A 26,759-nucleotide genomic window follows, 5' to 3' on the forward strand; every position below is an offset into this window, starting at 1 on the left:
CGCGGCGCCGGCCGGGGAGGTCTGGACCGCTGAAACAACGCCACTGGGGCCGTCAGACCCCGATGCCGCGGGCTTTGAGCGCCGCGGTGATCTCGTCAAGAATGGCGGGATCGTCGATGGTCGCCGGCATCGTCCATTCTTCCTTGTCGGCGATCTTCTGCATGGTGCCGCGCAGGATCTTGCCGGAGCGCGTCTTGGGCAGGCGCTTGATCGTCACCACCGTCTTGAAGGCGGCGACCGGGCCGATCCGTTCGCGCACCAGCCCCACCACTTCGCCTTCGATAGCAGCAGTATCGCGCGACACACCGGCATTGAGCACGACGAAGCCGAGCGGAACTTGGCCCTTCATCACATCGGCGACGCCGATGACGGCGCATTCGGCAACATCGGGATGCGCTGAAAGCACCTCCTCCATGGCCCCGGTCGACAGCCGGTGTCCGGCGACATTGATGATGTCGTCTGTGCGCGCCATGACATAGAGGTAGCCGTCGTCGTCGATCATGCCGGCATCGGCCGTCTTGTAGAAGCCGGGAAATTCCTCGAGATAGGCTTGCCGGAAACGCTCGTCGGCATTCCACAGCGTCGGCAGGCAGCCGGCCGGCAGCGGCAGTTTCACCGCCACATTGCCAAGTGTGCCGCGCGGCACTTCATGGCCGGCATCGTCGAGCACGCGAATGTCGTAGCCCGGCATCGGCACGCCGGGCGAGCCGTATTTCACCGGCAGCAGGCCGAGGCCCGCCGGGTTGATGGTCATCGGCGAGCCGGTCTCGGTCTGCCACCAATGATCGACCACCGGCACGTTGAGTTTCTGCTCCGCCCATTTGATGGTTTCCGGGTCTGCGCGTTCGCCGGCCAGGAACAGAGTGCGGAATTTCGACAGATCGTATTTCGGCACGAATTCGCCCTTGGGGTCCTGCCCCTTGATGGCGCGGAAGGCCGTCGGCGCGGTGAACAGCGCGACCACGCCGTGTTCTGCGATCACCCGCCAATAGGTGCCGGCGTCGGGTGTGCCGATCGGCTTGCCCTCGAACAGCACGCTTGTCGCACCATGCAGCAGCGGTCCGTAAACGATGTAGGAATGGCCGACCACCCAGCCGACATCGGAGGCCGCCCAGAATACTTCGCCCGGTCTGACGCCGAACTCGTTTTCCATCGTCCATTTGAGCGCGACCATGTGGCCGCCATTGTCGCGCACGATGCCCTTCGGCTGGCCGGTCGTGCCGGAGGTGTAGATGATGTAGAGCGGGTCGGTGGCGAGCACCGGAACGCAATCGACGTTGGCGCCCGCGGCGCGCTCGCGGGCAACGGCGTCGGCAAAATCGATATCGTAATGCTCCCTCAGATCGCAGCGCAGCTGGTCGCGCTGCAGGATCAGGCAGGCGTCCGGCTTGTGGCGGGACATTTCGATCGCCTTGTCGAGCAGCGGCTTGTAGGCCACGACACGTCCAGGCTCCAGGCCGCAGGACGCGGAGATGACCAGCTTCGGCTTGGCGTCGTCGATGCGGGTGGCGAGCTCGTGCGAGGCAAAGCCGCCGAACACCACCGAATGCACCGCGCCGATGCGGGCACAGGCAAGCATCGCGACCGCCGCTTCGGCCACCATCGGCATGTAGATGATGACGCGGTCGCCTTTGCGAATGCCGCGGTTCTTGAGCACCGAAGTCAGCGCTACCACTTCGCGCTTCAATTCGGCATAGGTGAATTTCTTGACCGTGCCGGTGATCGCGCTGTCGTAGATAAGTGCGATCTGGTCGGCACGGCCGCCTGCGACATGGCGATCGAGAGCGTTGAAGCAGGTGTTGCAGCTGGCGCCGTTGAACCAGCGCCCGTAAACGCCGGCCTTGGCATCGAAGACGCTGGTCCACGGCGAATACCAGTCGATCGCCTCGGCCGCATCGGCCCAGAATTGTTCTGGGTCGCGTTTCCAGCCGTCATAGACCTCGTGGTAGCGTGACGCCATTCATCCCTCCTCGGGAAAACTCTCTATCTTGCAATAGCCTATGCGGGTTTTCCCGGCCACGTCTTTCCCCAAATGCCATGTCTTTCCCGAAATTTGGCGCTTGGCCGATCTCGCCTTGGCCATAAATTGCAGGCACCATGGCCGGGTTTGAAATCGGGGCAGGGCGCGCAATGACGGTACGATACGGGGTTGGATCTGCCGTTGGAGCAGCGCTGCTGTTGACGATCGTTTCCGCCGCCCAGGCCGGCGATGCCGCCGCGCGGCGCATCATCGGCTTTTCCCCCGACGGCAAATATTTCGCCTTCGAGCAATATGGCGAGCTCGACGCTGCCGTTTCCGGCTGGTCGCAGATCGACATCATCGACACAAGCACAGACGAGTTCGTCGGCGGCAAGCCGATCCTTGTCCTCGACGAATCGGAAGAGGCGACCACGACGGTGGAGCAGGCACGGGCGCAGGCCGCAAAGCAGGCCGCGCCAATCCTGGCCAAATACGGCATCGCCGAGCGCGGCACGCGCACGGCCTCCGACAGGTTCACCTTCCCGGACGACACGGTCGAGTACAACGACATTTCCCGCCTCGAGCAAGCCGCGCAGAAATGGCTGTCGCCGTTCTATGGCGAAACACAGATTTCGACCATCCAGCTCGATGAGATTTTGGCCGACAGCAAGACGGACTGCTCGGCAAGCTTCGATGACGCCAAGCCAAGCGACCAGGCTCTTCCGAGCGACAAGACACTTCAGGGCGAAAAGAAACTTCAAGGCGCCAAGACGGGCAAGGCGCGCGGCTTCCGCCTGTCGCTGCAGGGGCAGGACGGCAAGCCGTTCAAGGTGCTGCACGAGGACAAGGCCGTGCCGGGCTCGCGCAACTGCCCGACTTCCTACAGCCTGTCGGAATCCTACGAATACACCCCGCCCGGCAGGCCGGCGGTAGTGGCGGTGCTGGTGCAGCGCTTCAGCCAGGGCTTCGAAGGACGCGACCGCCGCTTCATCGCCGTAACCGGCCATGCACGCTAAGCCGCGGCCCGTCTTGTGGCAGGCAGAAAAAGCTCATGCGCCCGGAGAAAGCAGGGCGTTCGTGTCGGATATCAGTCTTAAAGCGGCAAGGCCGCCAGCATCAGCCCGACGCCACCCGCAATCAATATGGCGGCTGCCAACGCTTTTCGATGACGTTCGAACGCGGTCGGCGCCCGCTCCCAGTTGTAACGCATACCCAATGCTCTCCCAAAACGCCGCGACTCCATAGCTTACTTTAGGTAAGAAAAGCAACACCTTGACCCTGCGAGATAGCTGGCTTGACCGTTTGCGGCGGTGATTCCCAGCCGCAATCACCGACTATTTCTGGGGTGCTTCCCCGTTCTCAGGCTCTGAATGATGTGGAAGTTACCACAATCTGAAATTGGATGTCTCCATTAGGCTTCGGTTGCCTGTGTCGTGAGGATGGTGGCGTTGCCGGATTGCCACAGAACGGTCAGGCCGGCTTGTTCTCCCTCTCGTCCGCGCAATGGACAGACCCGCATCGCCGCGCTATCTGCTCTCCAGGAAAATGGTGGAGGGGCTCCATGGCCCAAATCGGTTCTGAAATGGTTCTGCGGCTGGCGGACGACGCCTCGGTCCAGCATGTCGGCGATGGCGCCGTCGTGCTCTTGGCGCGCAGCGGCCAGCTTTACACCTGCAACGGCACCACCGAAGCCTTTCTCGACAAGGTGGACGGCGCCCGCAGCCTTGACCAGATCGTCGTCCTGTTGTCTGACGAGTTCGAGGTCGACAAGGGCACGCTCGACCAGGACATGGCGGCGCTGGCCGCCGAACTGGTGAGCGAAGGCATTCTCGCCGACCCGGCTCCCTGATGGTGGACGGCGTTCTCCTGCGCGCTTTGTTTCGTGTCCATTTATGGGCAAGCGCGCGGCTGATGCCGACCCTGATCGGCCGCCGCAGCTTCGAATCGGTGCTGAAATGGGCGCCGCTCAGCGCACCCACCCCTTATCGCGGCCTGTCGTCAGCCTACATCGTCGCTGCCGTCAACCGGACCGTCCGGCACCCCTGGCTGATGCGCGACCGCAGATGCCTGCGCCAGGGCCTGCTCGCCCACCGCTTCCTGCGCTTTGCCGGCTTCGATCCGGATCTGCGCTTCGGCGTCGATCCGAAGTCGATGCAGGCGCCGCGTATGTCTGCCCATTGCTGGGTCTGTCTCGATGGCCGCCCGGTGGTCTCGGACAGCCTCCCCGGCATGGTGCAGATCTATCGCCATCACGCCGATGCCGGAAAGGCGCACGCTGCTTGACCGGTCCGGCGACCACCTTCTGCTATGATCTCCAGGGCCAGGTCATCAGCATATCGGCCTCGCGGGCCGATCTCTGGCCGAGCTTCGACCTCTTGCTCGGCACGTTGCGCGTGAGCGGGCCGGTCGAGCCCGATTTCCGCGTCGACATCGTCGAGACGCGGGAGTTACCGGAATCGCCTGCCGGAAAACTCGCTTTCGACGGCGAGGTGCCGGAGGACGGCCATTGCCGGCTGATCGACGGTGGCGGCACCGTTCATCTGGTCTTTCCCGGCCTGCAGACCGTCTCGATCAATGCCGATGGAGGCTGGGCCGAGATACGAGTCCATCCCGATGCCAAGGTCAAATGGACGGTGCTGATGATGGTGCTGGATGCAGCACTTGATGCCGGCGACCAGCACATGCTGCACACCGCCGGCCTGACATTGCCCGGCCGCGAGGCGCTCGTGCTGATCCATGCGCCGAGCGGCACCGGCAAGTCAACGACGTCGCTGGCGCTGGCGTCGCAAGGTTTCGGCCTGTGCTCGGATGACGCCATGATCCTCAAGGTTTTGGCCGGTGGCGGCATCACGGCCTGGGGCTTGCCGCGCAAGGTGAAGGTCCACCGCCACACCGCGGCAATGCTGCCCTTCGTGGCGCCTTGCCTTGGCGACAAATGGGACGCCAATGGCGAGCAGGCCGTCTCGCTGGAACGTCTCGCCGAGATCATCCGCATCGAGGAAACTGTCGGCAGACCGGTTGCGGCACTGTTTCATCTCGCCCGCTCGGCGGACGCGCAAACCCGGCTCGTGCCCATGACCAGGACAGACGCCATGGTGGCGCTTGCCACCGACAATGTCAGGACCGGCATGACCGGCCTTTTGCCGGCGCAGAAGCGCCGCATGGCAACCATCGCAACGCTGGTCAAAGCCGTCCCGACATTTACCCTGGAAGTCGGCGCGAACCCGGCCGAGGCGGCCCCGCTGATCCGCTCGGCGCTGGCGGCGCGGGACTAAAGCACACTTCAGGCAGAATGCGGCTTTGGCCTGGCGAGGCGCTGGATCCAGCGGAAGGCGTCGCGGCGCAGGCGCGAATGCATCTTGTCCCTGGAATTGACGCCGAGCAGCGTATCGCCGGTGATCAGCCATTTGGCCAAAAATATCGAGAGGTCGGGCTTGATGCGGTCGGCCAGTTCGATCGCGCGCGGTGCATCAAACAGCCGCCCCGTCACATTGAGAACCGTCGCCAGTTCGAGCTCGATGCCGCTGATGCGCGCCGCCTCGAAAAGCCGGTCTTCATCCGCGGGCGACCGCAGCGCGCGCACGCCCTGCAGCACATCGACGCAAAGCTGCAGCCGGTGGAACTTGTGCCCGCCGGCGGCGTGGACAATGGCGATGGTCAGCAGCGCGGCCGGCGTGTCGGCCTCGCTGCCGTCGATGATCTGCAATTCGCGAAAGCCCAGCGACAGCCGCCGCCGCATGCCGGAATCATGCACCAGGTTGCCGTGCAGTTCGATCAGCAGGCTGGTATTCTCCTTCTCCAGCCACTTGAACTCCTGCAGATCCTGCGACTGCGCCTCGCCGCTCCAGAGCTCGAAGCCGCATCCGGCAATCACCGTGTTGGCTTCAATGATGCTGGCCGGCTCGACCAGAATGTCGATGTCGGTGAACGGCCGGTCAGCGGCGTGGCGGTAAAGTTTGCGTGCGAAGACCGGACCCTTGACGATGCGGGCCGGAAGATTTTTCGCCGCCAATGCCTTCATGATGCGGTCGCCATGATATTGCAGCAGCATCGATTGGCCGGTCGCCAGCGTCGAGCGATCACGCAGTTCCGACAGCTTTTGCCGCAAGGCTGCGTCCGCAGGCAGTTGGGCGTCGCCGATCTCGCTGAGCTTGCGCAGCATGATCGGCAGCACGCCGTGGAACTCGGCATTGGCGAGCAGTGCCAGCAAGCTTTCGGCAGCAACGTCACGGCCAATGGCAACCGTCGCCTCCGGGTCGGCGAAGGTCAGCAGCAGTTTTTCATCGGCAGGCGCAAGAGATGGCAGCATCAAACCCGGATTGCGTTCGCCCACATCAGCAATTCCCGTCCGGAATTGCGTCAAACAACCAACTCAGAGGAGCGTATGTTGCAGAAAAGCATGCATGAAGCCAGCGTGTGGTGGCAGAACCAGCTCATGAATTGACTTTCCACGGTTTCGGTCCATTCTTTTGCACTTGACTGAAAAGGGTGTTTGGAATGGCCAAGAAAAAGTATGAAGCGCCCGTGCTGCGCAAGGCAGGAAAGTTGTCCAGCGTGGTGGCCGGGCCGTCGCTGCCGATACCGCGATAAGACTTCTACGGCTTCGGTTTGGATGAAGCCGGAGCGGTCGGCCGCAAGGCAAGCCGCGCTGCAGGCGGGCAATCTGTCGGCGTGACTGCGGGTAACGGTCCGTCCGGTCCCGCAGGCTAAGGCAAGTTCATAAGCCGCCTGTTCGGGATATGGGCAAGGCCCCTCCGTTACAGTCCCCAGCGCAGCGCGGCTGTGTGCACCGGCGCGTCCCACATTGACGTTACCTCGTCATCCAGCATGGTCAGCGTGATCGAGCAGCCGGCCATGTCGAGCGATGTCACGTAGGACCCGACCAGCGAGCGGGTCACCGTCACGCCCTGTTTTTCGAAGATGTTTCGGGCGCTGTTGTACATCAGATAGAGCTCCATCAGCGGCGTGCCGCCAAAGCCGTTGATGAACAACAGTGCCGGGCCTTTCGCCCTGTCGCCGAGATCGCCCAGGATCGCGGCGCAAATCTCTTCGGCGATCGCATCGGCGCTTTTCAACGTGTCGCGACGCCGGCCGGGCTCGCCATGAATGCCGACGCCGAATTCCATCTCGCCATCACCAATCTCGAAGGTCGGCCTGCCGGCCGCCGGCACCGTGCAACTGGTCAGCGCCACGCCCATCGAACGCGTCGCGCTGTTGATGCGACCGCCGAGCGCCTTGAGATCCGCCAGCGCCATGCCTTGCTCGGCGGCGGCGCCGACGATCTTCTCCACCACCAGCGTGCCGGCGACGCCGCGCCGGCCGGTCGTAAAGGACGAATTCTCGACGGCGACGTCATCATTGATCACCACCTGCAGGACGCCGTCGGCCATTTCGCCGGCCATGTCGAAATTCATCACGTCGCCTTCATAGTTCTTGACGATGAACAGGCAGCCGGCGCCGGTATCGACGGCGGCGGCCGCCGCCAGTATCTGGTCCGGCGTTGGCGAGGTGAAGACCTGGCCGGGGCAGGCGGCGTCCAGCATGCCGTGACCGACAAAGCCGGCATGCAACGGCTCGTGGCCGGAACCGCCGCCCGAGATCAGCGCCACCTTCCCCGGCTTCATCACCTTGCGGCGAATGAATTTGTGCTCCTCGCCCAGCACCAGGATGTCGGCATGAGCTGCAACGAAGCCGTTGAGGCTTTCGGTCAGCACCGTGTCGACGGAATTCATAAACTTCTTCATGTGTCCTCCCGACACAACACGATCAGCCGCCACTCCTGCCGGTGATGCTGGTGATCTTCTGGATGAATTCGTTGATCGCCTTGTCGAGCGCTGCATTCTGCTTGTCGTCGCCGAAATCGGGCACGATCAGCGAGACATGCCGGGTCTTGCGCATGCCTGCCGCAACCGACATCTTGCCGGGATGCGCCAGATGATAGGCAGCCAGAAACTGATCGCGCTCGGCCGGACTGAAATGGCAGACCGAAAAAATAGCCGGCAGATGTTTTGACGGGATCGGGGTCGAATAGGCCGCGCTGGAAATCTGGGTGACGAAGCTGCGGTGCTTGCCAAGCGCGTCGGCAAGGCGTTGTCGCATACCCGACGGTCGCTGGTCGATGACCTGCGACAGGATCGTCTTGTAGGCGCGGATCGCCTCTTCGGAGCCGGCTTCTGGTGTCTTGTCGGCCATCTCAGTCATCCTAGACCGATGCATCCGAGATGGCCGCCTTGGCCATGGCGAGTTGGGCGGGAGCCACCGAGAGATCCCGCAGGCCGGCCTCGAGCAGTGCCGGGATCGATGCCGGATCGCCGCCGGCATCGCCGCACAGGCTGACTGGAATTTTCGCGCGCAGGCCAAAAGCGGCAACCGAGCCGATCAGCCGCAACACGGCGGGATGGCGGACAGAATTAAGATGCGCCACGGCTGCGTTATCGCGGGCAGCCGCCATTACATATTGGGTCAGATCGTTCGAACCGATCGAGAAGAAGGCGACATCGGCGAACGCCTCCGGCGCGATCGCCACCGAAGGCACCTCGACCATGATGCCGAGCGGCGGCATTTTTTGGGCGATGCCGCGCGCGGCAAGCCCGGCCTGCTCCTCCACGAACAGAGCGGCGGCGCGTTGGTATTCCTCCGCGACGGCGATCATCGGAAACATCACCTTCAGATTGCCGTGCACCGCCGCGCGCAGCAGCGCCCGGATCTGTACGCGAAACACCTCCGGCCTTGCCAGCGACAGCCTGATGCCACGCAGCCCGAGGAACGGGTTGCTCTCCTCGACCGTGAAGCCCGGCACCGGCTTGTCGCCGCCGGCGTCGACGGTACGGATGGTTACCGGCTTGTCGCCTGCCCATTCCAGCACCTTGCGATAGGCCTGGTATTGCGTCTCCTCGTCCGGCGGCGCCTTGCCGAACAGGAATTCGGTGCGCATCAGCCCGACCCCGTCGCAGGTCGAAATGTCGATGCCGTCGACCTCGGACGGATCGGCGATGTTGACCTGCACGCGCACTGTCGTCCCGGCCCGGGTTACCGCCGGTTTCGCGAGATAGACTCCGGCCTTATCTCGATGTGCCACAAACGAGGACGAGGACCGGTGGAACGCTTCGATCTCGGTCGTGGTCGGCGAAAGCACGATACCGCCATGCTCCGCATCGAGCAGAGCCAGACCGACGGGATTAGCCGGCGAAGCGCCAAGCCCCACCACCATCGGCACGCCGCGCGAGCGCGCCAGCATGGCGACGTGGCTGGCGGCGCTGCCGGCCCTCAGCGCGATGCCGCCGCCGGTGCTCCAGTCGGTCTCTAGAAAGCGCGTCGGCGCGATGTCCTCGCCATAGAGAATGGCGCCGGCTGGTGGAGCGCTCTCCTGCTCCTCGGTAAGGGCGCGCAGCACGCGGTCGCGGATATCGCTGATATCGGCGGCGCGAGCCCGGAAATAGTCCTGGTCCGACGTTTCGTAGCCGGAGATCTCGGCGTCCAGCGCCTGTCGCCAGGCCATGTCAGCCGGCATGCCGGACGCGATCGCGGCAAAAGCCGGGCCGGTCAGTGCCTCGTCCCCAAGCATGGCGAGCTGGAATTCGAGAATGCCGGCGGCCTCGTCATCGGCGGTTTCGATCAGGGTCGCGAGCCGGTCCGTCGCGCTGGCGATAGCTGCTTCCAATGCGGCCTTCTCGTCCGCGGCGCTCGCCTTGCCCGTGTAGTGCGCGGTGCCGTTGTCGAGGTTGAACAACGGCCCCTCGGCATAGCCGGCCGAGGCCGAAATGCCTTGCAGCCTAAGCGGTTCGGGCATGGCCCGCATCCTCGTCGAAACCGCGTCGCACCAGCTCGGCCAGCGCTCTCACGGCATCATCGGCGCCGTCGCCTGTGGCCCGGATGTGCAGCATGGTGCCTTTCGGCGCCCTGGCCGCCATCACCTTGACGATGCTCTTGGCGTCGAACCATGGGCCGTTGGCGGCAAGCGCAATCTCCACCTCGGCGGCAAAGCTCTTGGCAAGCTTGGTGAACTTCACCGAAGGGCGCGCGTGCAGACCTACCTCGTGGGTGATCAGGACGGTGGCCTCGGCAAATGCGGACATCAGGTCAAAATTCCCGTTCGCTCACGACGGCGACAATTCATGCGCCGTCGCCACCACTTCCTTCAGCGAGGCGCCGCCGGACGCCTCCGTCGCGGCCATCACCGCGCCTTCGACGATCGGCGCGTTGCAGACGACGATCTTCTGCGCCCGCGGCTCGCCGATCATTTCCACCGCCATTTCCGAATTGGTCTCGGCGCCGCCGAGATCGACCAGTATGGCGACGCCCGCCTCCGACCACGCCTTGTCGATGGCGCCCATGATCGCTTCGACGCTGGTGCCGAGCCCGCCATGGCCGTTTCCGCCGCACCATGCAAGCGGCACTTCGTCGCCCACCATCTGCCGCACCATGTCGGCCGTGCCTTCGGCAACCAGCGGGGAATGCGAGACGATGACGATGCCGACATTGCTCATGCTTGGCCCTCGACGGTTTCGGCGATGGTCCGCACCAGCAGCGCCACAGAGCGTCCGCCGGCATCCATATGACCGATTGAGCGGTCGCCGAGGAATGAGGCGCGACCGCGTGTTGCCTTCATCGGCACGGTCGCTTCGGCAGCCGCGTCGGCAATATCAGCGATTTCCGAGCCTGTCTTTCCATTCGCGAGCGCGTCATGCACCGGATACAGCACATCCAGCATCGTCTTCTGGCCGACCTGCGATTTGCCTCTGGCGGCCACCGCCTCGATTGCCTTGCCGAAAGCAGCCGTCAGCTTGGGGCGATCCGGCTCTCCTGAAATCTCCTTGCCCAGCGCCAGGAACAATGTGCCGAACAGCGGCCCGGACGCGCCGCCGACCGTCATCACCAGCTTGGTGCCGATCGCCTTCAGCGCCTCGGGCAGCGGCTTTGCAGCGAACGCCCCGGCATCGGCGCGCACAGCCTCGAAGCCGCGCTTCATGTTCAGCCCATGGTCACCGTCGCCGATCGCCTGGTCGAGCGCGGTCAACTCTTCCGAGTGAGCGGCGATCGTGTCCGCGGCGGCGGTGATCAGCCTGGCAAGGTCGAACGCTGCCATGTCCAGATTCCCGGTTTCGATCCTGCCGGCAGTATCGCAAGAGTTTTCATTCGACAATCGAAGCATGCCGTCAGGCCGCTGCATGCAGCGCGGCGGCGGCCGCGAACACTTCGGCCACGGCATGGGCGCCAGGGTCGACTACGCCTTGCAATTTGGCGCCAACATAGGCGGAGCGTCCGGCCTTCGCCTTCTCCATGGCAGCGGTCGCCTCGGCGCCGTGCCGTGCCGCTGTAGCCGCGGCATCCAGCCCCTTGGCATCGAGCGCCTTCAGCGCCGGCTCCAAGGCATCGACCATGGTGCGGTCGCCGACCCTGGCGCCGCCATAGAAGGTCATCCGGTCAAGCCCGGCAAGCAGCGCCTTGGACAGGGTTGCTCCGCCGTTCGAAGCCTGAGCCGCCGCCGTGAAGAAGATCGACAGCAAGACGCCTGAGGAGCCGCCCATTGCGACGCCCAGACTATCGCCTATAGCCGCAAGCGTGGCGGCAGGGTCGGCCAGCGGCAGCGCATCGAGCCGTTCCAGCACGCTGCGCGCGCCGGTCGCAACCGTCGAACCGGTATCGCCATCGCCCGCCTTGGCGTCGAGCCCGTTCAGTGTCTCTTCGAGCGCGATCAGCCGTTCGCAGACCGTGACGATCAAACGCCTGGTGCCGGAATCCTGGCTGGCCCTTTGGGCTGCGCTGTTTCCAGCCGCTTTCGCCATAGGCACGATAGCCGGCGCGACGACAGTTTTGGCCGGCATCCAGGCATGTGGGCCGACAGGCGCCAGCAAGGCTGCCTCGCGCGCCGCATCGAGCTTGATCAGCGACAGCGAAAAACCGTTCATGTTGAGCGCCGTCATCAGCGGTCCGGGGCCGATCGCAAGCTTCACGGTCTTGGCCAGCGGCGAGGCCAGCACGGCATTGGCGACCAGCGACATTTCGAGCGGCGGCACCGAGCCGAGATTGTTGATGAGCAACGCGTGGCTGGCGTTCGGGTCGAGCCGCGCGGCCAGCCGCTCCGCCATGATCGCCACAAGTCTGTCGGCGCTCTGCACGGCGATGCGCTCGACGCCCGGCTCGCCATGGATGCCGAGGCCGAGTTCGCCGTCATTTTCGCCGAACCGCTCTTCATGTGGCTGGCCGGGGATCGAGCAGGACGACAGCGACATGCCGAGCGAGATGATGTCCTTCGCCGCCGCGCGAGCCGCTGTCGCGATCGCTGTCAGACCGCTTCCCGTCTCCGACAAATGGCCTGATATCTTGTGCACGAACAAGGTGCCGGCGACGCCGCGCGGCTGGTTGATATCGGGCAAGGCAATGTCGTCGGCGACGATCGCCATCTCGACGCGAAACCCCTCGGCGCGCGCCTTCTCGGCCGCGAGGCCGAAATTGAGGCGGTCGCCGGTGTAGTTCTTGACGATCAGCAGGCAGCCAGCCGGGCCGGTCACCGCGCGAATGGCCGCCAGGACCGCCTCGACGCTGGGCGAGGCAAAGATCTCGCCCGAGACCGCCGCCGTCAGCATGCCCTTGCCGACAAACCCGGCATGGGACGGTTCGTGCCCGGCACCGCCGCCGGAGACGACGGCAACCTTTGCCTTGTCCCAGTCGGCGCGCAGCACGACCTTGATCTCGGGATAGCCGTCGAGGCGGGCGAGATCGCCGGAACCGATAGTCCGCAACAGCCCGTCCAGCGCCTCGGTGACGATCGTTTCCCTGCGGTTGAAAAAGTGCTTCATCGAATTCGTCCTGTATTCGTCAATCAGAAGCCGGTGCCGTGCCCTTGGCGAGATACCGAAAACCTCACATCAGTCTTTGTCCGTCGGCGCCGAAATAAAGTGGCGAGCGGTAGCGGATCACCACTTTGTCGCCCTCGGCCAGATCCGTATCGGGGTCGGTGAGCGTCACCAGTTTCTTCGGGCCGACCGTAACATGCAGATGGTTCTGGTCCCCGAGATGTTCGACCCAGTCGACGACGCCGTCGGCATGGCCGCTTGCGGTCTTCTCGATCGACAGATGCTCGGTGCGCGCGCCGATGGTCTTGGTTCCGGTCGGCGCCCCACCATCAGGCAGCAGCCCGGCCGGCAGCAGGTTGATCGCCGGCTGGCCGAGGCGGGCCGCGACATGAAGGTTGGCCGGCTCCGAATAGATTGTGCGCGGCGTGCCGATCTGCACCAGCACGCCGTCATTGAGGATGCCGATGCGATCGGCCATGGTCATCGCCTCGATCTGGTCGTGCGTGACATAGAGCATCGTGGCGCCGAGTTCGGCCTGGATGCGCTTGAGTTCGAGCCTGAGATCGGCGCGCAATTTGGCATCCAGCGACGACAGCGGTTCGTCCATCAGATAGATCGACGGTTTGCGCACCAACGCTCGGCCGATGGCGACGCGCTGCATCTCGCCGCCCGACAGCTTGGTCGAGCGGTTGGCGAGCTTGTGGTGGATGCGCACCATCTTTGCCACCTCTTCGACGCGGCGGCGAATCTGGTCCTCCGGTACTTTCCGCGCCGGCGAGCGCAGCGGGAAGGCGAGGTTGTCGTAGACCGACAGATGCGGATAGAGCGAATATTGCTGGAAGACGAAAGCGGTGTCGCGCTCGGCCGGCGACAGCGTCGTCGCATCGTGGCCGCCAATATCGATCCTGCCGCCATCCGGCCGCTCCAGTCCGGCGATCAATCTCAGCGCCGTCGTCTTGCCAGCGCCGGTCGGGCCGAGCAGCACGACGAATTCGCCATCGGCGATGTTAAGGTCGAGGCCATCGACGGCGACATGGTCGCCGAAGCTTTTTGTCACGCCCTTGATGTGCACGTCAGCCATGCTGCGCTCTCCCTTGAGAGGCGGTATCGTGAACAGCGGTGCGCACCGCCCGACCCGAGCCCTTGTCGAACAGCGACAACCGCGCGCTGTTCAGCGTCAGGCCGACATGGTCGCCGGCAGCAAGCCGGATTTCGGCCGGTACCCGCGCCTTGATGATCCCGCCCGCCGTTTCCACGGCCACGATCTGCGTCGTGCCGAGATATTCGGTGCCATAGATGGCGCCGCGTAGTTTCGAGGCGTCGTCGAAGCGAATGTGCTCGGGGCGGATGCCGAGCGCCATGTCGGCCGGCGCGATATCCTCGCGCACTTCCGGCACCGCCACCTTGGCGCCTTGCACTACGATCTCCTTCGCCCCCTTCGCCAATCCGCCGCCAAAGCCGAGAAAGTTCATTGGCGGCGAGCCAATGAAATCGGCGACGAACATGGTTGCCGGGCGGTCGTAGATTTCGCGCGGGCTGCCGAACTGTTCGATGACGCCATGGTTCATGACGGCGATCTTGTCGGCCATCGACATCGCTTCCATCTGGTCGTGCGTGACATAGACGGTGGTGGCGTGGATGCGGTTGTGCAGCTCGCGCAGCTCATGCACCATCAGATCGCGGAATTCGGTGTCGAGCGTGCCGAGCGGCTCGTCCATCAGGAAGCATTTTGGCCGTCGCACGATGGCGCGACCGAGCGCCACGCGCTGGCGGTCGCCGCCGGCAAGGCCCGAGACCGATTTGTTGAGCAGATGGTCGATGCGCAGCAGCTTCGCCGTTTCCTCGACACGGCTTCGAATCTCGGCCGAGGGCATGCCTTGCGCGAGAAGCGGGAAGCCAATGTTCTTGCGCACATTCATATGCGGATAGAGCGCGAACAGCTGGAACACGAAGGCGATGTCCCGCTCCCGCGCCCGGCGCATGGTGACATCCTCGCCGCCGAGCAGGATCTGGCCGCCCGTAGGCAGTTCCAGCCCGGCGATCATGCGCAGCGTCGTGGTCTTGCCGCAGCCCGACGGGCCAAGCATGACGAAGAACTCGCCATCCTCGACGATGAAGCTGGAATCCTGCACGGCGACGAAATCGCCGAAGGCCTTTCTCAAATGTTGGACGCGGATTTCGGCCATGATTATTCCGGGAATTTCGAGACGATGATGAACATCACTGTGCCGGCGAGCATGGTGATGAACGAGTAGGTGTAGAGCGCGAGCGCGAAAGGCTGGAACAGCATCAGGAAGCCGACGGCGATGAGCGCCGTCGCAATGTTTTCCATGAGGCCGCGCCGGGCCCAGCGAGGCCAGGATGACTTTTTGGAGATGGCTGGGCGCGTCATGCGTAGCTGCCTTCCTTCTGCCCGGCAACGGGGCGAGACGGTTGCCAGGTGGTTCCCCCACTCCGTCGCTGCTTCGCAGCGCCACTTCTCCCCCCTCCGGAGGGAGAGGAAGGCAGCCTGCCTGAATGAAGTTCGCGTCCTTCCTCTACCCCGTCGATCGGGGGAGAGGTGTCGAGCGAAGCTCGAGGGAGTGGGGGTCGACCTGGCACATCAATCATTTGCGCACCGCCCCAAAAGTGATGCCGCGCAGCAATTGTTTGCGAAGCAGGACGGTGAAAACCAGGATCGGCACCAGGAAGATCGTCGTGCCGGCCGCAACCGCCGGCCAGTCCTGGCCGCCTTCGCCGATGATGGTCGGGATGAAGGGCGGCGCGGTCTGCGCGGTGCCGGACGTCAAGAGTGCGGCGAAGGCATATTCGTTCCAGGCGAAGATCAGGCAGAAGATGGCGGTCGCGGCGATGCCGGTGGTGGCTTGCGGCAGCACGGTGCGCCAGAAGGCCTGCAGCCTGGTGTAGCCGTCGATCATCGCCGCTTCCTCATACTCGCGCGGGATCTCGTCGATGAAGCCTTTCAGCAGCCACACCGCCAGCGACACGTTTACCGCCGTGTAGAGCAGGATCATGCCCAGCGCGGTGTCGGACAGGCCGAGCTCGCGGTACATCAGGTAGATGGGAATCGCGACCGCGATCGGCGGCATGAAGCGCGTTGACAGGATGAAGAACAGAAGGTCATCGGCCAGCGGCACCTTGAAGCGCGAGAAACCATAGGCAGACAGCGTGCCGAGGAATACGGCGCAGAAGGTGGAACCGAAGGCGATGATCAGTGAGTTGACGAAGCGCGGCAGGAAGTTGGACGGGCCGGCAATCACCATGTTGCGCTTGCGCGAGGTCTCGTCGCAGAAACCGGTCGCGGGTCCGAGCGAGTTGATGTAGTCGGGCGTTTGCCTGGTGCGCGTCGTGAACAGGTTGCAATAGCCCTCGATGCTCGGCTGGAACAGAATCTTGGGCGGATAGGCGATCGAATCCGGCGGCGTCTTGAAGCTGGTGGCGAAGATCCACAGCAACGGCACGATCGAGATCAGCGCGTAGAGCACGATGATCGTGCCGGCGATCCGCTTCGAATTGGCCGAGGGGGCGACGACGGAGTGGGCGGTGGTCAGGCTCATCTCTGCTTCACCTTGTTCAGCGCCTTGACGTAGATGTTGGCCAGCCCAAACACCGCGACGAACAGGATGATGGCGAAGGCCGAGGAATATCCGGTGCGCCAGCTCTCGAAGGCCTGCCGCTTCAGCGTGATCGAGGCGACCTCGGTGGTCGAGCCCGGCCCGCCACCGGTCAGCAGGTTGACCATGTCGAACATCTTGAAGTTCTCGATGCCTCGAAACAGCACCGCCAGCATGATGAAGGGCAGCGCCATGGGCAGCGTGATCGACCAGAACTGCCGCCAGTTGGACGCGCGGTCGACCTCGGCGGCTTCATAGATGTATTCGGGGATGGAGCGCAGGCCGGCGAGACAGATCAGCATGACATAGGGCGTCCACATCCAGGTGTCGACGATGATGATCGACCACGGCGCCAGCGACACGTTGGACAGCATCTGGATGTCGGTCGGTGGTATCCGGGTGACGAACGAGATGGCGTAGGCGAACAGGCCGATCTGCGGCTCGTAGAGGAAACGCCAGAAATTGCCGACCACCGCCGGCGACAGCATCATCGGCACCAGGATGATGGTCGTCCAGAAGGCGTGGCCGCGAAACTTCCTGTCGATCAGCCACGCCAGCGTGAAACCGATCAGCGTCTGCAGCAGGATCGTCCAGAACACGAAATGCGCCGTCGTCTGCATGGCGATCCAGATGTCCTGGTCGCCGAGGATGCGCTGGTAGTTGGCGAAGCCGAGGTTTTTCACCACCTCGTTCGGGCGGTTCGCGCGGAAGTTGGTGAAGGACAGGTAGATCGCCCAGAACAGCGGGAAGATGTTGATGGCCAAGAGCAACAGGATCGTCGGCGAGATGAACAGCCAGGCGAGGCCCTTGTCGCTGATCCCCCGGACCTTGCGGGCCAACGGCTCCGGGGTCGCCCGGGCAACGTTCTCCGCAGTCCGATTGAGCATGGTGAGTCCTGCTTCGGTCACGTCAAGTCTCGACACTGGAATTTATCTGAACTGCGTCCCGTGCCAAGGGCAGCACGGGACCAAGAGCATGATGCCGAAAAGTGTGAAGCGGTTTTCGGACGACATCATGCTCTCTCTCTTTTTAGCCCTGAGGCGGATGATTTCTGATCAATTCGGCCTGAAAATCATCCGCCTCTGGGGTCAGGCTCGGGAGGAGCCGTTGGTCCGGTTACATCTTGCCGTCGTCCTGGAACACTTGCGTCCAGTCCTTGACCAGGCCGTCAAGCGCGTCCTTGGCCGAACCCTGGCCGGCTACGACATAGTCGTGGAAGCGCTTCTGCGACGCCTGCAGCAGCGGTGCGTAGCTCGGCTCGGCCCAGAAGTCCTTCACGATCGCCATCGAGTCGAGGAAGGTCTGCGCATAAGGCTGGCTGGACGGGAAGGCCGGGTCCTTGACCACCGCGTTCAGGCAGGAATAGCCGCCGAGCGACCACCATTTGGCCTGCACATCCTTGTTGGCGAACCACTTGATGTATTTCAGCGCCGATTCCTGCTTGTCTGAATAGGACACCACCGAAATGCCCTGGCCGCCGAGCTGCGCGAACTGGGCGCCGCCGGGACCCTTCGGATTGACGAAGTAGCCGATCTTGTCGCCGCCGACATTCTCGTCCTTCTGCAGGCCGGGCCAGGTGAAGGCGAAGTTCATGTGCATGGCCACCTGACCGGATTTGAAGGCGTCGACGCCTTCGCCCATATAGCTGTTCGAGGCACCCGGAGGCGTGCAGCAATCATAGAGCGACTTGTAGAACTCCAGGCCTTTGACCGCGTCTGGCGAATTGACGAAGCCTTCCATCTCGTAGGGCTTCTTCAGGTTTTCATACTGGAAGCCGAAGCTGTAGAGCACGTCCATGGCGCCCATGGTGATGCCCTCCGAGCCGCGCTCGGTGTAGATAGAGGCGCCATAGACGGTCTTGCCGTCTATCTCGCGCTTCTGGAAGAACTCGGCGACCTGCTTCAGTTGGTCGAAGGTGGTCGGCGGGCCGAGATCCCAGCCAAATTTTTCCTTGAATTCCTTCTGCAGCTCCGGCTTGGAGAACCAATCCTTGCGGTAGGTCCAGCCGACGACGTCGCCCATGGCCGGCAGCGCCCAGTAGTTCGGCGTGTTCTTCGGCCATTCGGAATAGCCGACGACGGTTGCCGGCACGAAGTCGTCCATGCTGATCTTCTCCTTGTCGAAGAAGTCGTTCAGCTTGACGTAGTGGCCGTTCTCGGCCGAGCCGCCGATCCACTGGCTGTCGCCGATGATCAGGTCGCAAAGTTTGCCGTGCGAGTTGAGCTCGTTGAGGAAGCGGTCGGCATAGTTGGTCCACGGCACGAATTCGAATTTCATGCCGATGCCGGTTTCCTTGGTAAAATCCTTGGACAGTTCGACCAGCGCGTTTGCCGGATCCCAGGCGGCCCAGCAAAGCGTCAGGTCTTCAGCGTGCGCCGCGTTCGAGACGGCTGTCGACGCGGTAATCGCCGAGGCCAGCCCCAACGCCAGTTTCAAGCTCGATTTCATGCCTTCCTCCCATTTGCGAAACGCGCCCGGATGGCCGTTTCAAGAACCCCTCAACCCTCGCTCCACCGAGGGGCTAAACACGGCACGCTATGCGTCGCCAGGGCGGCGCGGTGCGCCGCAGATGTTTAGTAATTTGTTTAGTGATGCAATTTTTACTAAACAAGGCAAGCGAATTCGTCGCTGCGCCGCAACATGGCGAAACGGCGATTGAAATCGTTGGATGATTGCCGGACGGCTCGCCCGGAAGTTGCTTAGCCGGGGTCGCCTATAATTTTCGTCTGCGGCGTCACCGGCCGAACAGGGGGCGCGGGCGGCAGCAGCGCGCGGATGTCGGCGAAGGGAAATGTTGGCTCGAATCGGAAGGCCTCGGCCAGGGAGCCGGGAACGCTGTTGCATTGCCCGGCGCGAAACTCATTCTGGACGCGCGCTCTGTCGACATATTGCTCCGGCCACTGCGACTGGTGCGCTCGGATCGCCTGCGTCTTGATATCGCCGTAGGCGGAAATGTCGACGTAATGCGTCGGCACAAAACCGGTGCCGCCCATCGTGTCGGCATGCAGCACGGGGACGCCGAACGAGGCCGCGATGCGCACGCCGTCCGACAAAGCACGATGGTCGGCGTGATAGTCGTTGGGGGCATGCGTGATCACCAGATCCGCCGCGGTCTCGCGTATCAGCGCTTTCAGCGAAGCGATCAGTGCCGCATCGGCCACCAGTTCGCCGTCGGGAAAGTCGAGAAAGCGAAGGGTTGCGCCGAGCAACGCCGCAGCGGCCGCCGCCTCGTCGCGGCGGACACGAGCCAAAACGCTCGGGTCGCCCATGCCGCCCCTGGCGCCATCCGTGGCCACGGCAAAAGTCAGTTCTGCGCCTTGCGTGGCATAGGCAGCCAGCGTACCGAACATGAATATCTCGATGTCGTCGGGATGCGCGCCGAGCGCCAATACCTTCACTGCACTCTCCCCGGAAATGGAAAAACGTGACGAACGGAATCCTGCTCGCCCTCATCGCCTATGCAAGCTATTCGTGCAGCGATGCCGTTATCAAGAGCCTTGGCGGACAGTTCACCGTCTTCGAGATCGGCTTCTTCATCACGCTGTTTGCCGGCTGCTTCCTGTTTTTCAGCCGCCCAGTCGATGAGCGCTGGCGCGACTTCTGGCGCACCGGGCGGCCATGGGCGGTGCAGGCCCGCGCCTGGGCCGGCATCGCCTCGGGCGTGCTCAGCGTCTACGCTTTCACCACCATTCCGCTGGCCGAGACCTATGCACTGATCTTCCTGGCGCCGCTTTGCGTTACCATTCTCTCGACCGTCATCCTGAAGGAAAAGGTCGGTCCATGGCGCTGGCTGGCGGTGGTTGCCGGCTTTGCAGGTGTCATGCTGGTGGTGCGGCCAGGTTTTCGCGAGTTGCATCTCGGACACCTTGCCGCCTTCACGGTGGCCTTTCTTGCCGCGGCCAGCGTCATCCTGATGCGGTCGCTCGCCCAGCAGGAAAAGCGCACCACCATGCTCGGCGTGCTCATCGGTTACGGGCTGCTGTTCAACGGGGCCGGCACCATCGCCACATCGTTCACCCTCCCCAACGCCATGCAGCTGCTGTGGCTGGTGCTGGGCGGCGCCTTTACCGCCGGCGGCCAATTGCTGCAGCTGCTGGCCGCCAAATACGCGCCGGCCAACCGCATGGCGCCGACGCATTATTCGCAGATCGTCTGGGCGGTCATCCTCGGCGCGTTGTTCTTCCAGGAGTATCCGGACTGGATATCGCTGGTCGGCTTGGCCGTCGTTGGCGCGTCCGGCCTGCTCACCATGGTGCGCGAGGAGGTCCGGCTGGGCACGGTGCGCTGGAACCCGTTTGCGCGCACGAGGCTTTGATCCGGTTGCATGGCCATAGTGACCGCTGATATGCGGACGCAATGACGACAAGAGCCTTGCCGGAGCTTCCGGTATCCGCCGTGCTGCCGGCCCTGAGCGAGGCGCTCGGCTCCGGCAACAGCGCCGTGCTGGTGGCGCCGCCCGGTGCCGGCAAGACGACGCTGGTGCCGCTGGCGCTGCTCGATGCGCCCTGGCTGGTCGCCGGCAAGATCGTCCTGCTCGAACCGCGCCGCCTCGCCACCCGCGCCGCCGCCCGCCGCATGGCCGAATTGCTTGATGAAGAGCCCGGCGCCACTGTCGGCTATGCCATGCGCATGGAAAACCGCACATCGGCCCGGACAAAAATCCTCGTCGTTACCGAAGGCGTGCTGGCGCGGATGATCCTCGACGATCCGGAACTGCCCGGCGTTTCGGCGGTGATTTTCGACGAATTCCACGAGCGCTCGCTCGACGGCGATTTTGGCCTCGCTTTGGCGCTCGATGTGCAGGGCGCGCTGCGGCCCGATTTACGCTTGCTGGTGATGTCGGCGACGCTCGACGGCGCGCGTGTGGCAAAACTTTTGTCCGGCGCGCCAGTGATCGAAAGTCAAGGCCGCGCCTTTCCCGTCGACATCCGTTACGACGAACGGCCGGCCGGCGTTCCCGTCGAAGACACCATGGCCAAGGCGATCCGCTCCACCCTTGCCGAGGAGAGCGGCAGCGTGCTCGCCTTCCTGCCCGGCCAGCGCGAGATCGAGCGCACCGCCGAGCGGCTGCAGGGCCGCCTCGGCGCCGACACTGACATCGTGCCGCTCTACGGCCAGCTCGACAACAGGGCGCAGGATGCCGCCATCAAACCGGCGCCGCCCGGCCGCCGCAAGGTGGTGCTGGCGACGTCGATCGCCGAGACCTCGATCACCATCGACGGCGTGCGCGTCGTCATCGATTCCGGCCTGTCGCGGCTGCCGCGCTACGAACCGGCGAGCGGCCTGACCCGGCTGGAGACGGTGCGCGTTTCCAGGGCGTCCGCCGACCAGCGCGCCGGCCGCGCCGGGCGCACGCAGCCAGGCGTCACCATCCGCCTCTGGCGGGCCGAGCAGACGGCGGCCCTTCCCGCGTTCACCCCGCCCGAGATTCTGGAAGCCGACCTGTCCGGCCTGCTGCTCGATTGCGCCGCCTTCGGCGTCGCCGATCCCGCAAGTCTCTCCTTCCTCGATCCGCCGCCCATTCCCGCGCTCAACGAGGCGCGGGCGCTGCTCCTGGCGCTGCACGCCATCGATGCGGCCGGCCGGCTGACGGAGGCGGGCGGCGCGATGCGCAAGCTGGCCCTGCCCGTGCGGCTCGCACACATGGTCGCTGAAGCCGCTGGCGGCGGCCACGCGCTCGAGGCTGCGATGCTAGCCGTCCTGCTCACCGAGCGTGGCCTCGGCGGCGATGGCGCCGATCTCGAACGGCGGCTCATCCGTTTTCGCACTGAGAAGTCGCCGCGCGCCGTTGCGGCAAGGCAGCTTGCCGGGCGATTGGCGAAGCAGGCGGGCGGCGCCAAGAGCAGCGAAACCGCTTCTGCCGGTCTTCTCCTCATCCACGCCTGGCCGGACCGTGTCGCCAGAGCGCGCGGCGAGCGCGGGCGTTTCGTGCTCGCCAACGGCTCCGGCGCCATGCTCGACGCCGCCGATCCGCTGGCCGGTGAGACCTGGCTGGTCGTCGCCGATCTGCAAGGCAAGGCGCAAAACGCCCGTATAACCGCCGCGGCCGCGGTCCACGAGACCGACATCCGTGCCGCTCTCGCCGACAGGATCGAGACGCGCCGCGAGACAAGCTTCGACCGCGAGCGGCGCGCGGTGCGCGTGCGCGAGACCGCCAGGCTCGGCGCCATCACTTTGTCGGAGCGCATGCTGCCCGCACCAACTGGAACAGACGCCGACCGCGCCATCCTGGATGCCTTGCGCGAGCACGGCCTGTCGCTGCTGGAATGGAGCAAGGACGGCGAGACGCTGCGCCAGCGCCTAGGCTGGCTGCATCGCGGCCTCGGTGCGCCTTGGCCCGATGTTTCGGAAGCCGCCCTGCTCGAACGCCTCGACGACTGGCTGCTGCCGTTCCTGTCGGGCAAGGCGTCCTTCGCCGCCATCGATCCCGGCACGCTGTCGTCGGGCCTGATGGCGCTGGTGCCGCATGATTTGCAGCGCAAGATCGGCACACTGGCGCCGACCCATTTCGACGCGCCGTCCGGCAGCCATGTGCCGATCCGCTATGACGGCGAATGGCCGGTGCTGGCGATCCGCGTGCAGGAGCTGTTCGGCCTTGACCGCCATCCGGCAATCGCCAACGGCACCGTGCCGCTGACGCTCGAGCTGTTGTCGCCGGCGCACCGGCCGATCCAGACGACGCGCGACCTGCCCGGCTTCTGGCGCGGCTCCTGGGCCGATGTGCGCACCGACATGCGCGGCCGCTATCCCCGCCATGTCTGGCCGGAAAATCCGCTGCTCGCTGCGGCCACCGCCCGCGCCAAACCGCGAGGGACCTAGCGCTCGTCCTTTCCCGGCTATAATCCTTGGCCATGATCAACATCGTGCACGCGCCAGACTTCCAGCAAAGCCAGCGGCTGCGCCTCAACACGCTGATCCGGCTGCGCTGGCTGGCCATCGTGGGCCAGAGCCTGGCGGTGCTGGTCGTCGCCTATGGGCTCAAGTTCCCGCTGCCGGTCAGCCTCTGCTTCGCGCTGGTCGCCTGCTCGGCCTGGCTCAACCTGGTGCTGACCTTCCGCTATCCGGCAGCGCACCGGCTGACCCCGTTCTCAGCCTTTTTCATCCTGACCTTCGACAGCCTGCAGCTTGCCGGACTGCTCTATTTGACCGGCGGCCTCACCAACCCGTTCTCGGTGCTGATGACCGTGCCCGTCGTCATCTCGGCGGCGTCGCTGCCGCTGCGGCTGACTGCGGTGCTCGGCGCGCTGGTCATGGCGGCGGCCACGTTGCTGGTCTTCTTCCACCAGCCGCTGCCATGGTATGAGGGCGCGCCGCTGCCCATGCCGTTCATCTATGTCGCCGGCATATGGATGGCGGTGTTTTCCTCGATCGCCTTCACCGCCATCTATGCCTTCCGCGTCGCCGAGGAAGCCCGCCTGCTCGCCAATGCGCTTGCCGCCACCGAACTGGTGTTGCAGCGCGAGCAGCATCTGTCGGCGCTCGATGGCCTCGCCGCCGCCGCCGCGCACGAACTCGGCACGCCGCTCGCCACCATCGCCCTTGTCTCCAAGGAAATGGAGAAGGCGCTGGGTAACGATCCGAAATATGGTGAGGATGTGAAGCTGTTGCGGTCGCAGAGCGAGCGCTGCCGCGAGATCCTGAAGCGGCTGACCAGCCTGTCCTCCGAGGGCGAGGCGCATCTGTCCCGTCTGCCGCTGACCTCGCTGGTCGAGGAGGTGACGGCGCCGCACCGCGATTTCGGCATCTCGATCAAGCTTCGGCCGGGCGAGCGCGTCGGCCCCGAACCGGTGGGACGACGCAACCCCGGGGTCATCTACGGCCTCGGCAATCTGGTCGAGAACGCCGTCGACTTCGCCCGCAACAGTGTGACGGTGCGATGGAGCTGGGACGAACTCGACGTCACCTTCTCGATCATCGATGACGGGCCGGGCTTTCCCCCCGAAATCATCGATCGCATCGGCGAGCCCTATATGTCGACACGCCAGGGCAACGAGGCCGGCGGTGGCCTTGGACTCGGGCTCTTCATTGCCAAGACCTTGCTCGAACGCTCCGGCGCCACGCTCGATTTCCGCAATTCGAGCGGGCTGGGCGAGGGCGCCATCGTGCAGATATCGTGGCCCCGCACCGTCTTCCTCAACCCGGAATCGGTGGGGATCTCGATGTTCGACACCGCGTAAAAGCCTGGCGGAGGCGGCAAAATTGGACAATGGCGTTCAGGAACTATATCTGCGTAAAATTAAGGCAGCAGGATTTTTTAAGATAATGACTGGCGAAGAAGCAATTGGCGCAATGGTTGAAGGCGAGGACACCTCGCTGCTCATCGTCGACGACGACAAGCCGTTCCTGACGCGGCTGGCCCGCGCCATGGAAACCAGGGGTTTCGTGGTCGAGACGGCCGAGAGCGTCGAGGAGGCGGTGGCCAAGGCGCGCGCCCATCCGCCGGCCTATGCGGTGGTCGACATGCGGCTCGGCGACGGCAACGGCCTCGACGTCGTCGCCGCCATCCGCGAGAAGCGCGACGATGCCCGCACCGTCATCCTCACCGGCTACGGCAACATCGCCACCGCGGTGACCGCGGTGAAGCTCGGCGCCATCGACTATCTGTCGAAGCCGGCTGACGCCGACGACGTGTTTGCAGCGCTCACCCGCACCGCCGGCGAACGCGCCGCCCCCCCGGAAAACCCGATGTCGGCTGACCGGGTGCGCTGGGAACACATCCAGCGCGTCTACGAAATGTGCGACCGCAACGTGTCGGAAACCGCGCGCCGGCTCAACATGCATCGCCGCACGCTGCAGCGGATACTCGCCAAGCGCGCACCACGCTGAGGTTCACGCGCCGGCGGCGCCGGCCGCCAATTGCCGACCTCAGCGCTGCCCCTCACCTGCCTGCCGGCGTCCTCTCCCCGTATAGAGACGGGGGAGAGGGGCGCTCTCATCGCCGGCTTCGCCAATCGCCGGCGTTGCAGGAGACGACGGCGAGGCTGAAGCTGCTGTCCAGCCGATAGATGGGTAACACTTTGAACCGGATACATAGGTGACACTTCTCTCCCCCTATGCGTCCGCCGCAGCGCCAAGCGGATTGGTTGGGGCGGCGCCAACGCTGGAAACAGTTGCGCTTGCCGTGCCATCGACCTTTGCCCATCATCGGCAATAACGCCGCCGGAAAACCCGGCAACGGAGCACAGATGCGCGACAAGCAGCCGAAATCCATCCTTCGCGAATTCCTCGACGGCGAGGCGGCGGGGGGCATCATCCTGATGATTGCGGCAGCCCTTGCGCTGATCGTCGCCAATTCACCATTGGCCGAAACCTATTTCGCCGCTCTCCACGCCTATCTCGGCCCGCTCAGCGTGTCGCACTGGATCAACGATGGGCTGATGGCGGTGTTCTTCCTGCTGGTCGGCCTCGAGATCAAGCGCGAGATGCTCGACGGCCAGCTCTCGACCTGGCCGCGCCGCGTGCTGCCAGGCGTCGCCGCCGCCGGCGGCATGCTGGTTCCCGCACTGGTCTATGTTGCCATCAACCGCAACAACGCCGCCGCGCTCTCCGGCTGGGCGATCCCGACCGCCACCGACATCGCCTTTGCGCTCGGCGTGCTGTCGCTGCTCGGCAGCCGCGTGCCGGCCTCGCTGAAAATCTTCCTTACCGCGCTCGCCATCATCGACGATCTCGGCGCCGTCATCATCATCGCCATCTTCTACACAAGCGCCCTGTCGTTGGCCTATCTCGGTGCGGCCTTCGCCGTCATCGCGGTGCTCATCGTGCTCAACCGCATGCGGGTGACGGCGCTGACGCCCTATCTCGTGCTGGGCGCCGTGCTGTGGGTGCTGGTGCTGAAATCGGGCGTGCATGCCACGCTTGCCGGCGTCGCGCTGGCGCTCACCATTCCGCTGAAAATCTCTGACGGCAGCGGCCACGATCTCGACCATTCGCCGTTGCACCGGCTTGAACACGGCCTGCACAAGATCGTGCCCTTCTTCGTCATCCCGATCTTCGGCTTTGCCAATGCCGGCGTGTCGCTGGCCGGCCTCAGCGCCTCTGCCCTGGTCGAGCCGCTGACGCTCGGCGTTGCCGCTGGCCTGGTGCTGGGCAAGCTGGTCGGCGTCTTCGGCTCGTCCGCGCTTGCCATCCGGCTCGGCTTCGCCGACCTGCCGGTCAATGCCGGCTGGCTGCACATGATCGGCATTTCGCTGCTCTGCGGCATCGGCTTCACCATGAGCCTGTTCATCGGCCTGCTCGCCTTCGCCAACGACATGGCGCTGCAGGACGCCGTCAAGGTCGGCATCCTGGCGGGGTCCTTCGTTGCAGCGCTGCTGGGTGCCGCCGTGCTCCTGATGGCGCCGGCGGCAGGGGTGGAGGAGGTGGTGGAGTAGGTGTTCTTGGGTTCCT

General features: G+C 64.5%; 25 protein-coding genes. 9 read left to right on the plus strand and 16 right to left on the minus strand.

Going from position 1 to position 26,759, the window contains the following annotated elements; all coding sequences use genetic code 11:
- Window positions 1-52: 52 nt before the first annotated feature.
- The gene (locus AC3EML_RS06735) at window positions 53-1,960 is read right to left on the minus strand and encodes a propionyl-CoA synthetase (protein WP_352521713.1); all 1,908 of its coding nucleotides are present in this window, start codon (window positions 1,958-1,960) and stop codon (window positions 53-55) included.
- A 218-nt stretch (window positions 1,961-2,178) separates the two neighbouring features.
- Between AC3EML_RS06735 and AC3EML_RS06740 the strand changes: the two genes are divergently transcribed.
- The 4 genes from AC3EML_RS06740 to AC3EML_RS06755 all read left to right on the plus strand — a co-directional run bounded on the left by AC3EML_RS06740 (window position 2,179) and on the right by AC3EML_RS06755 (window position 5,235).
- The gene (locus tag AC3EML_RS06740) at window positions 2,179-2,976 is read left to right on the plus strand and encodes a DUF2259 domain-containing protein (RefSeq protein WP_023689998.1); all 798 of its coding nucleotides are present in this window, start codon (window positions 2,179-2,181) and stop codon (window positions 2,974-2,976) included.
- Window positions 2,977-3,521: 545 nt separating this feature from the next.
- A complete protein-coding gene (locus AC3EML_RS06745) occupies window positions 3,522-3,809 on the plus strand; it encodes a PqqD family protein (RefSeq protein WP_023684213.1) in 288 nt (95 codons plus the stop codon).
- Window positions 3,809-4,243, plus strand: coding sequence for a lasso peptide biosynthesis B2 protein (locus AC3EML_RS06750; protein WP_352521711.1), 435 nt, complete (start codon window positions 3,809-3,811; stop codon window positions 4,241-4,243). The genes AC3EML_RS06745 and AC3EML_RS06750 overlap by 1 nt, the downstream gene beginning before the upstream one ends.
- Window positions 4,240-5,235, plus strand: a complete 996-nt coding sequence (locus tag AC3EML_RS06755) for a phosphoenolpyruvate carboxykinase (ATP) (protein ID WP_023694189.1) — start codon at window positions 4,240-4,242, stop codon at window positions 5,233-5,235. Before AC3EML_RS06750 ends, AC3EML_RS06755 begins: the two co-directional genes overlap by 4 nt.
- An 8-nt stretch (window positions 5,236-5,243) precedes the next feature.
- On the opposite strand, the gene AC3EML_RS06760 is transcribed toward AC3EML_RS06755, so the two are convergent.
- The 15 genes from AC3EML_RS06760 to AC3EML_RS06830 form a co-directional block, all read right to left on the minus strand.
- On the minus strand, window positions 5,244-6,269 hold the full coding sequence (locus tag AC3EML_RS06760) for a nucleotidyltransferase family protein (RefSeq protein ID WP_352521761.1): 1,026 nt from the start codon (window positions 6,267-6,269) through the stop codon (window positions 5,244-5,246).
- 448 nt (window positions 6,270-6,717) lie between these two features.
- The gene (gene dhaK / locus AC3EML_RS06765) at window positions 6,718-7,704 is read right to left on the minus strand and encodes a dihydroxyacetone kinase subunit DhaK (RefSeq protein WP_023694188.1); all 987 of its coding nucleotides are present in this window, start codon (window positions 7,702-7,704) and stop codon (window positions 6,718-6,720) included.
- Between the two features lie 22 nt (window positions 7,705-7,726).
- Window positions 7,727-8,152, minus strand: coding sequence for a hypothetical protein (locus AC3EML_RS06770; RefSeq protein WP_023668784.1), 426 nt, complete (start codon window positions 8,150-8,152; stop codon window positions 7,727-7,729).
- 10 nt (window positions 8,153-8,162) lie between these two features.
- Window positions 8,163-9,749, minus strand: coding sequence for a phosphoenolpyruvate--protein phosphotransferase (gene ptsP / locus AC3EML_RS06775; RefSeq protein ID WP_023745213.1), 1,587 nt, complete (start codon window positions 9,747-9,749; stop codon window positions 8,163-8,165).
- Window positions 9,733-10,035, minus strand: coding sequence for an HPr family phosphocarrier protein (locus AC3EML_RS06780; RefSeq protein ID WP_023684207.1), 303 nt, complete (start codon window positions 10,033-10,035; stop codon window positions 9,733-9,735). The genes ptsP and AC3EML_RS06780 overlap by 17 nt, the downstream gene beginning before the upstream one ends.
- Window positions 10,036-10,056: 21 nt before the next feature.
- Entirely contained in the window at window positions 10,057-10,446 is a 390-nt protein-coding gene (gene dhaM, locus AC3EML_RS06785; RefSeq protein ID WP_023690004.1) for a dihydroxyacetone kinase phosphoryl donor subunit DhaM, read from the minus strand.
- The gene (dhaL, locus tag AC3EML_RS06790) at window positions 10,443-11,045 is read right to left on the minus strand and encodes a dihydroxyacetone kinase subunit DhaL (protein WP_352521710.1); all 603 of its coding nucleotides are present in this window, start codon (window positions 11,043-11,045) and stop codon (window positions 10,443-10,445) included. The genes dhaM and dhaL overlap by 4 nt, the downstream gene beginning before the upstream one ends.
- Before the next feature lie 70 nt (window positions 11,046-11,115).
- The gene (locus AC3EML_RS06795; protein ID WP_023732532.1) at window positions 11,116-12,759 is read right to left on the minus strand and encodes a dihydroxyacetone kinase subunit DhaK; all 1,644 of its coding nucleotides are present in this window, start codon (window positions 12,757-12,759) and stop codon (window positions 11,116-11,118) included.
- A gap of 64 nt (window positions 12,760-12,823) precedes the next feature.
- On the minus strand, window positions 12,824-13,837 hold the full coding sequence (locus AC3EML_RS06800) for an ABC transporter ATP-binding protein (protein WP_023732531.1): 1,014 nt from the start codon (window positions 13,835-13,837) through the stop codon (window positions 12,824-12,826).
- Window positions 13,830-14,942, minus strand: a complete 1,113-nt coding sequence (locus AC3EML_RS06805) for an ABC transporter ATP-binding protein (RefSeq protein WP_023732530.1) — start codon at window positions 14,940-14,942, stop codon at window positions 13,830-13,832. The genes AC3EML_RS06800 and AC3EML_RS06805 overlap by 8 nt, the downstream gene beginning before the upstream one ends.
- A gap of 2 nt (window positions 14,943-14,944) precedes the next feature.
- Window positions 14,945-15,148, minus strand: a complete 204-nt coding sequence (locus AC3EML_RS06810; protein ID WP_023694181.1) for a hypothetical protein — start codon at window positions 15,146-15,148, stop codon at window positions 14,945-14,947.
- 214 nt (window positions 15,149-15,362) lie between these two features.
- Window positions 15,363-16,313, minus strand: coding sequence for a carbohydrate ABC transporter permease (locus tag AC3EML_RS06815; protein ID WP_023696983.1), 951 nt, complete (start codon window positions 16,311-16,313; stop codon window positions 15,363-15,365).
- Window positions 16,310-17,257 carry a carbohydrate ABC transporter permease gene (locus AC3EML_RS06820; RefSeq protein ID WP_031198535.1) on the minus strand — a complete coding sequence of 316 codons (948 nt, stop codon included), beginning with the start codon at window positions 17,255-17,257 and terminating at the stop codon, window positions 16,310-16,312. Before AC3EML_RS06820 ends, AC3EML_RS06815 begins: the two co-directional genes overlap by 4 nt.
- Window positions 17,258-17,486: 229 nt before the next feature.
- Window positions 17,487-18,818: an ABC transporter substrate-binding protein gene (locus AC3EML_RS06825; protein WP_352496915.1), complete on the minus strand. Its 1,332-nt coding sequence runs from the start codon at window positions 18,816-18,818 to the stop codon at window positions 17,487-17,489.
- 251 nt (window positions 18,819-19,069) lie between these two features.
- Window positions 19,070-19,768: a PIG-L deacetylase family protein gene (locus tag AC3EML_RS06830; RefSeq protein WP_352496914.1), complete on the minus strand. Its 699-nt coding sequence runs from the start codon at window positions 19,766-19,768 to the stop codon at window positions 19,070-19,072.
- A 26-nt stretch (window positions 19,769-19,794) separates the two neighbouring features.
- Here AC3EML_RS06830 and AC3EML_RS06835 point away from each other — a divergent pair, with 26 nt between their 5' ends.
- The 5 genes from AC3EML_RS06835 to nhaA all read left to right on the plus strand — a co-directional run bounded on the left by AC3EML_RS06835 (window position 19,795) and on the right by nhaA (window position 26,743).
- The gene (locus AC3EML_RS06835) at window positions 19,795-20,685 is read left to right on the plus strand and encodes a DMT family transporter (RefSeq protein WP_023711243.1); all 891 of its coding nucleotides are present in this window, start codon (window positions 19,795-19,797) and stop codon (window positions 20,683-20,685) included.
- Between the two features lie 41 nt (window positions 20,686-20,726).
- The gene (gene hrpB / locus AC3EML_RS06840) at window positions 20,727-23,189 is read left to right on the plus strand and encodes an ATP-dependent helicase HrpB (protein ID WP_352521709.1); all 2,463 of its coding nucleotides are present in this window, start codon (window positions 20,727-20,729) and stop codon (window positions 23,187-23,189) included.
- Between the two features lie 32 nt (window positions 23,190-23,221).
- On the plus strand, window positions 23,222-24,547 hold the full coding sequence (locus AC3EML_RS06845; RefSeq protein ID WP_023738116.1) for an ActS/PrrB/RegB family redox-sensitive histidine kinase: 1,326 nt from the start codon (window positions 23,222-23,224) through the stop codon (window positions 24,545-24,547).
- Window positions 24,548-24,632: 85 nt separating this feature from the next.
- Window positions 24,633-25,196 carry an ActR/PrrA/RegA family redox response regulator transcription factor gene (locus AC3EML_RS06850; RefSeq protein WP_023672848.1) on the plus strand — a complete coding sequence of 188 codons (564 nt, stop codon included), beginning with the start codon at window positions 24,633-24,635 and terminating at the stop codon, window positions 25,194-25,196.
- 359 nt (window positions 25,197-25,555) lie between these two features.
- Entirely contained in the window at window positions 25,556-26,743 is a 1,188-nt protein-coding gene (nhaA, locus tag AC3EML_RS06855; RefSeq protein WP_352461809.1) for a Na+/H+ antiporter NhaA, read from the plus strand.
- The last annotated feature ends 16 nt before the right edge of the window (window positions 26,744-26,759 follow it).

It is taken from the genome of Mesorhizobium sp. P170090 (assembly GCF_057786115.1).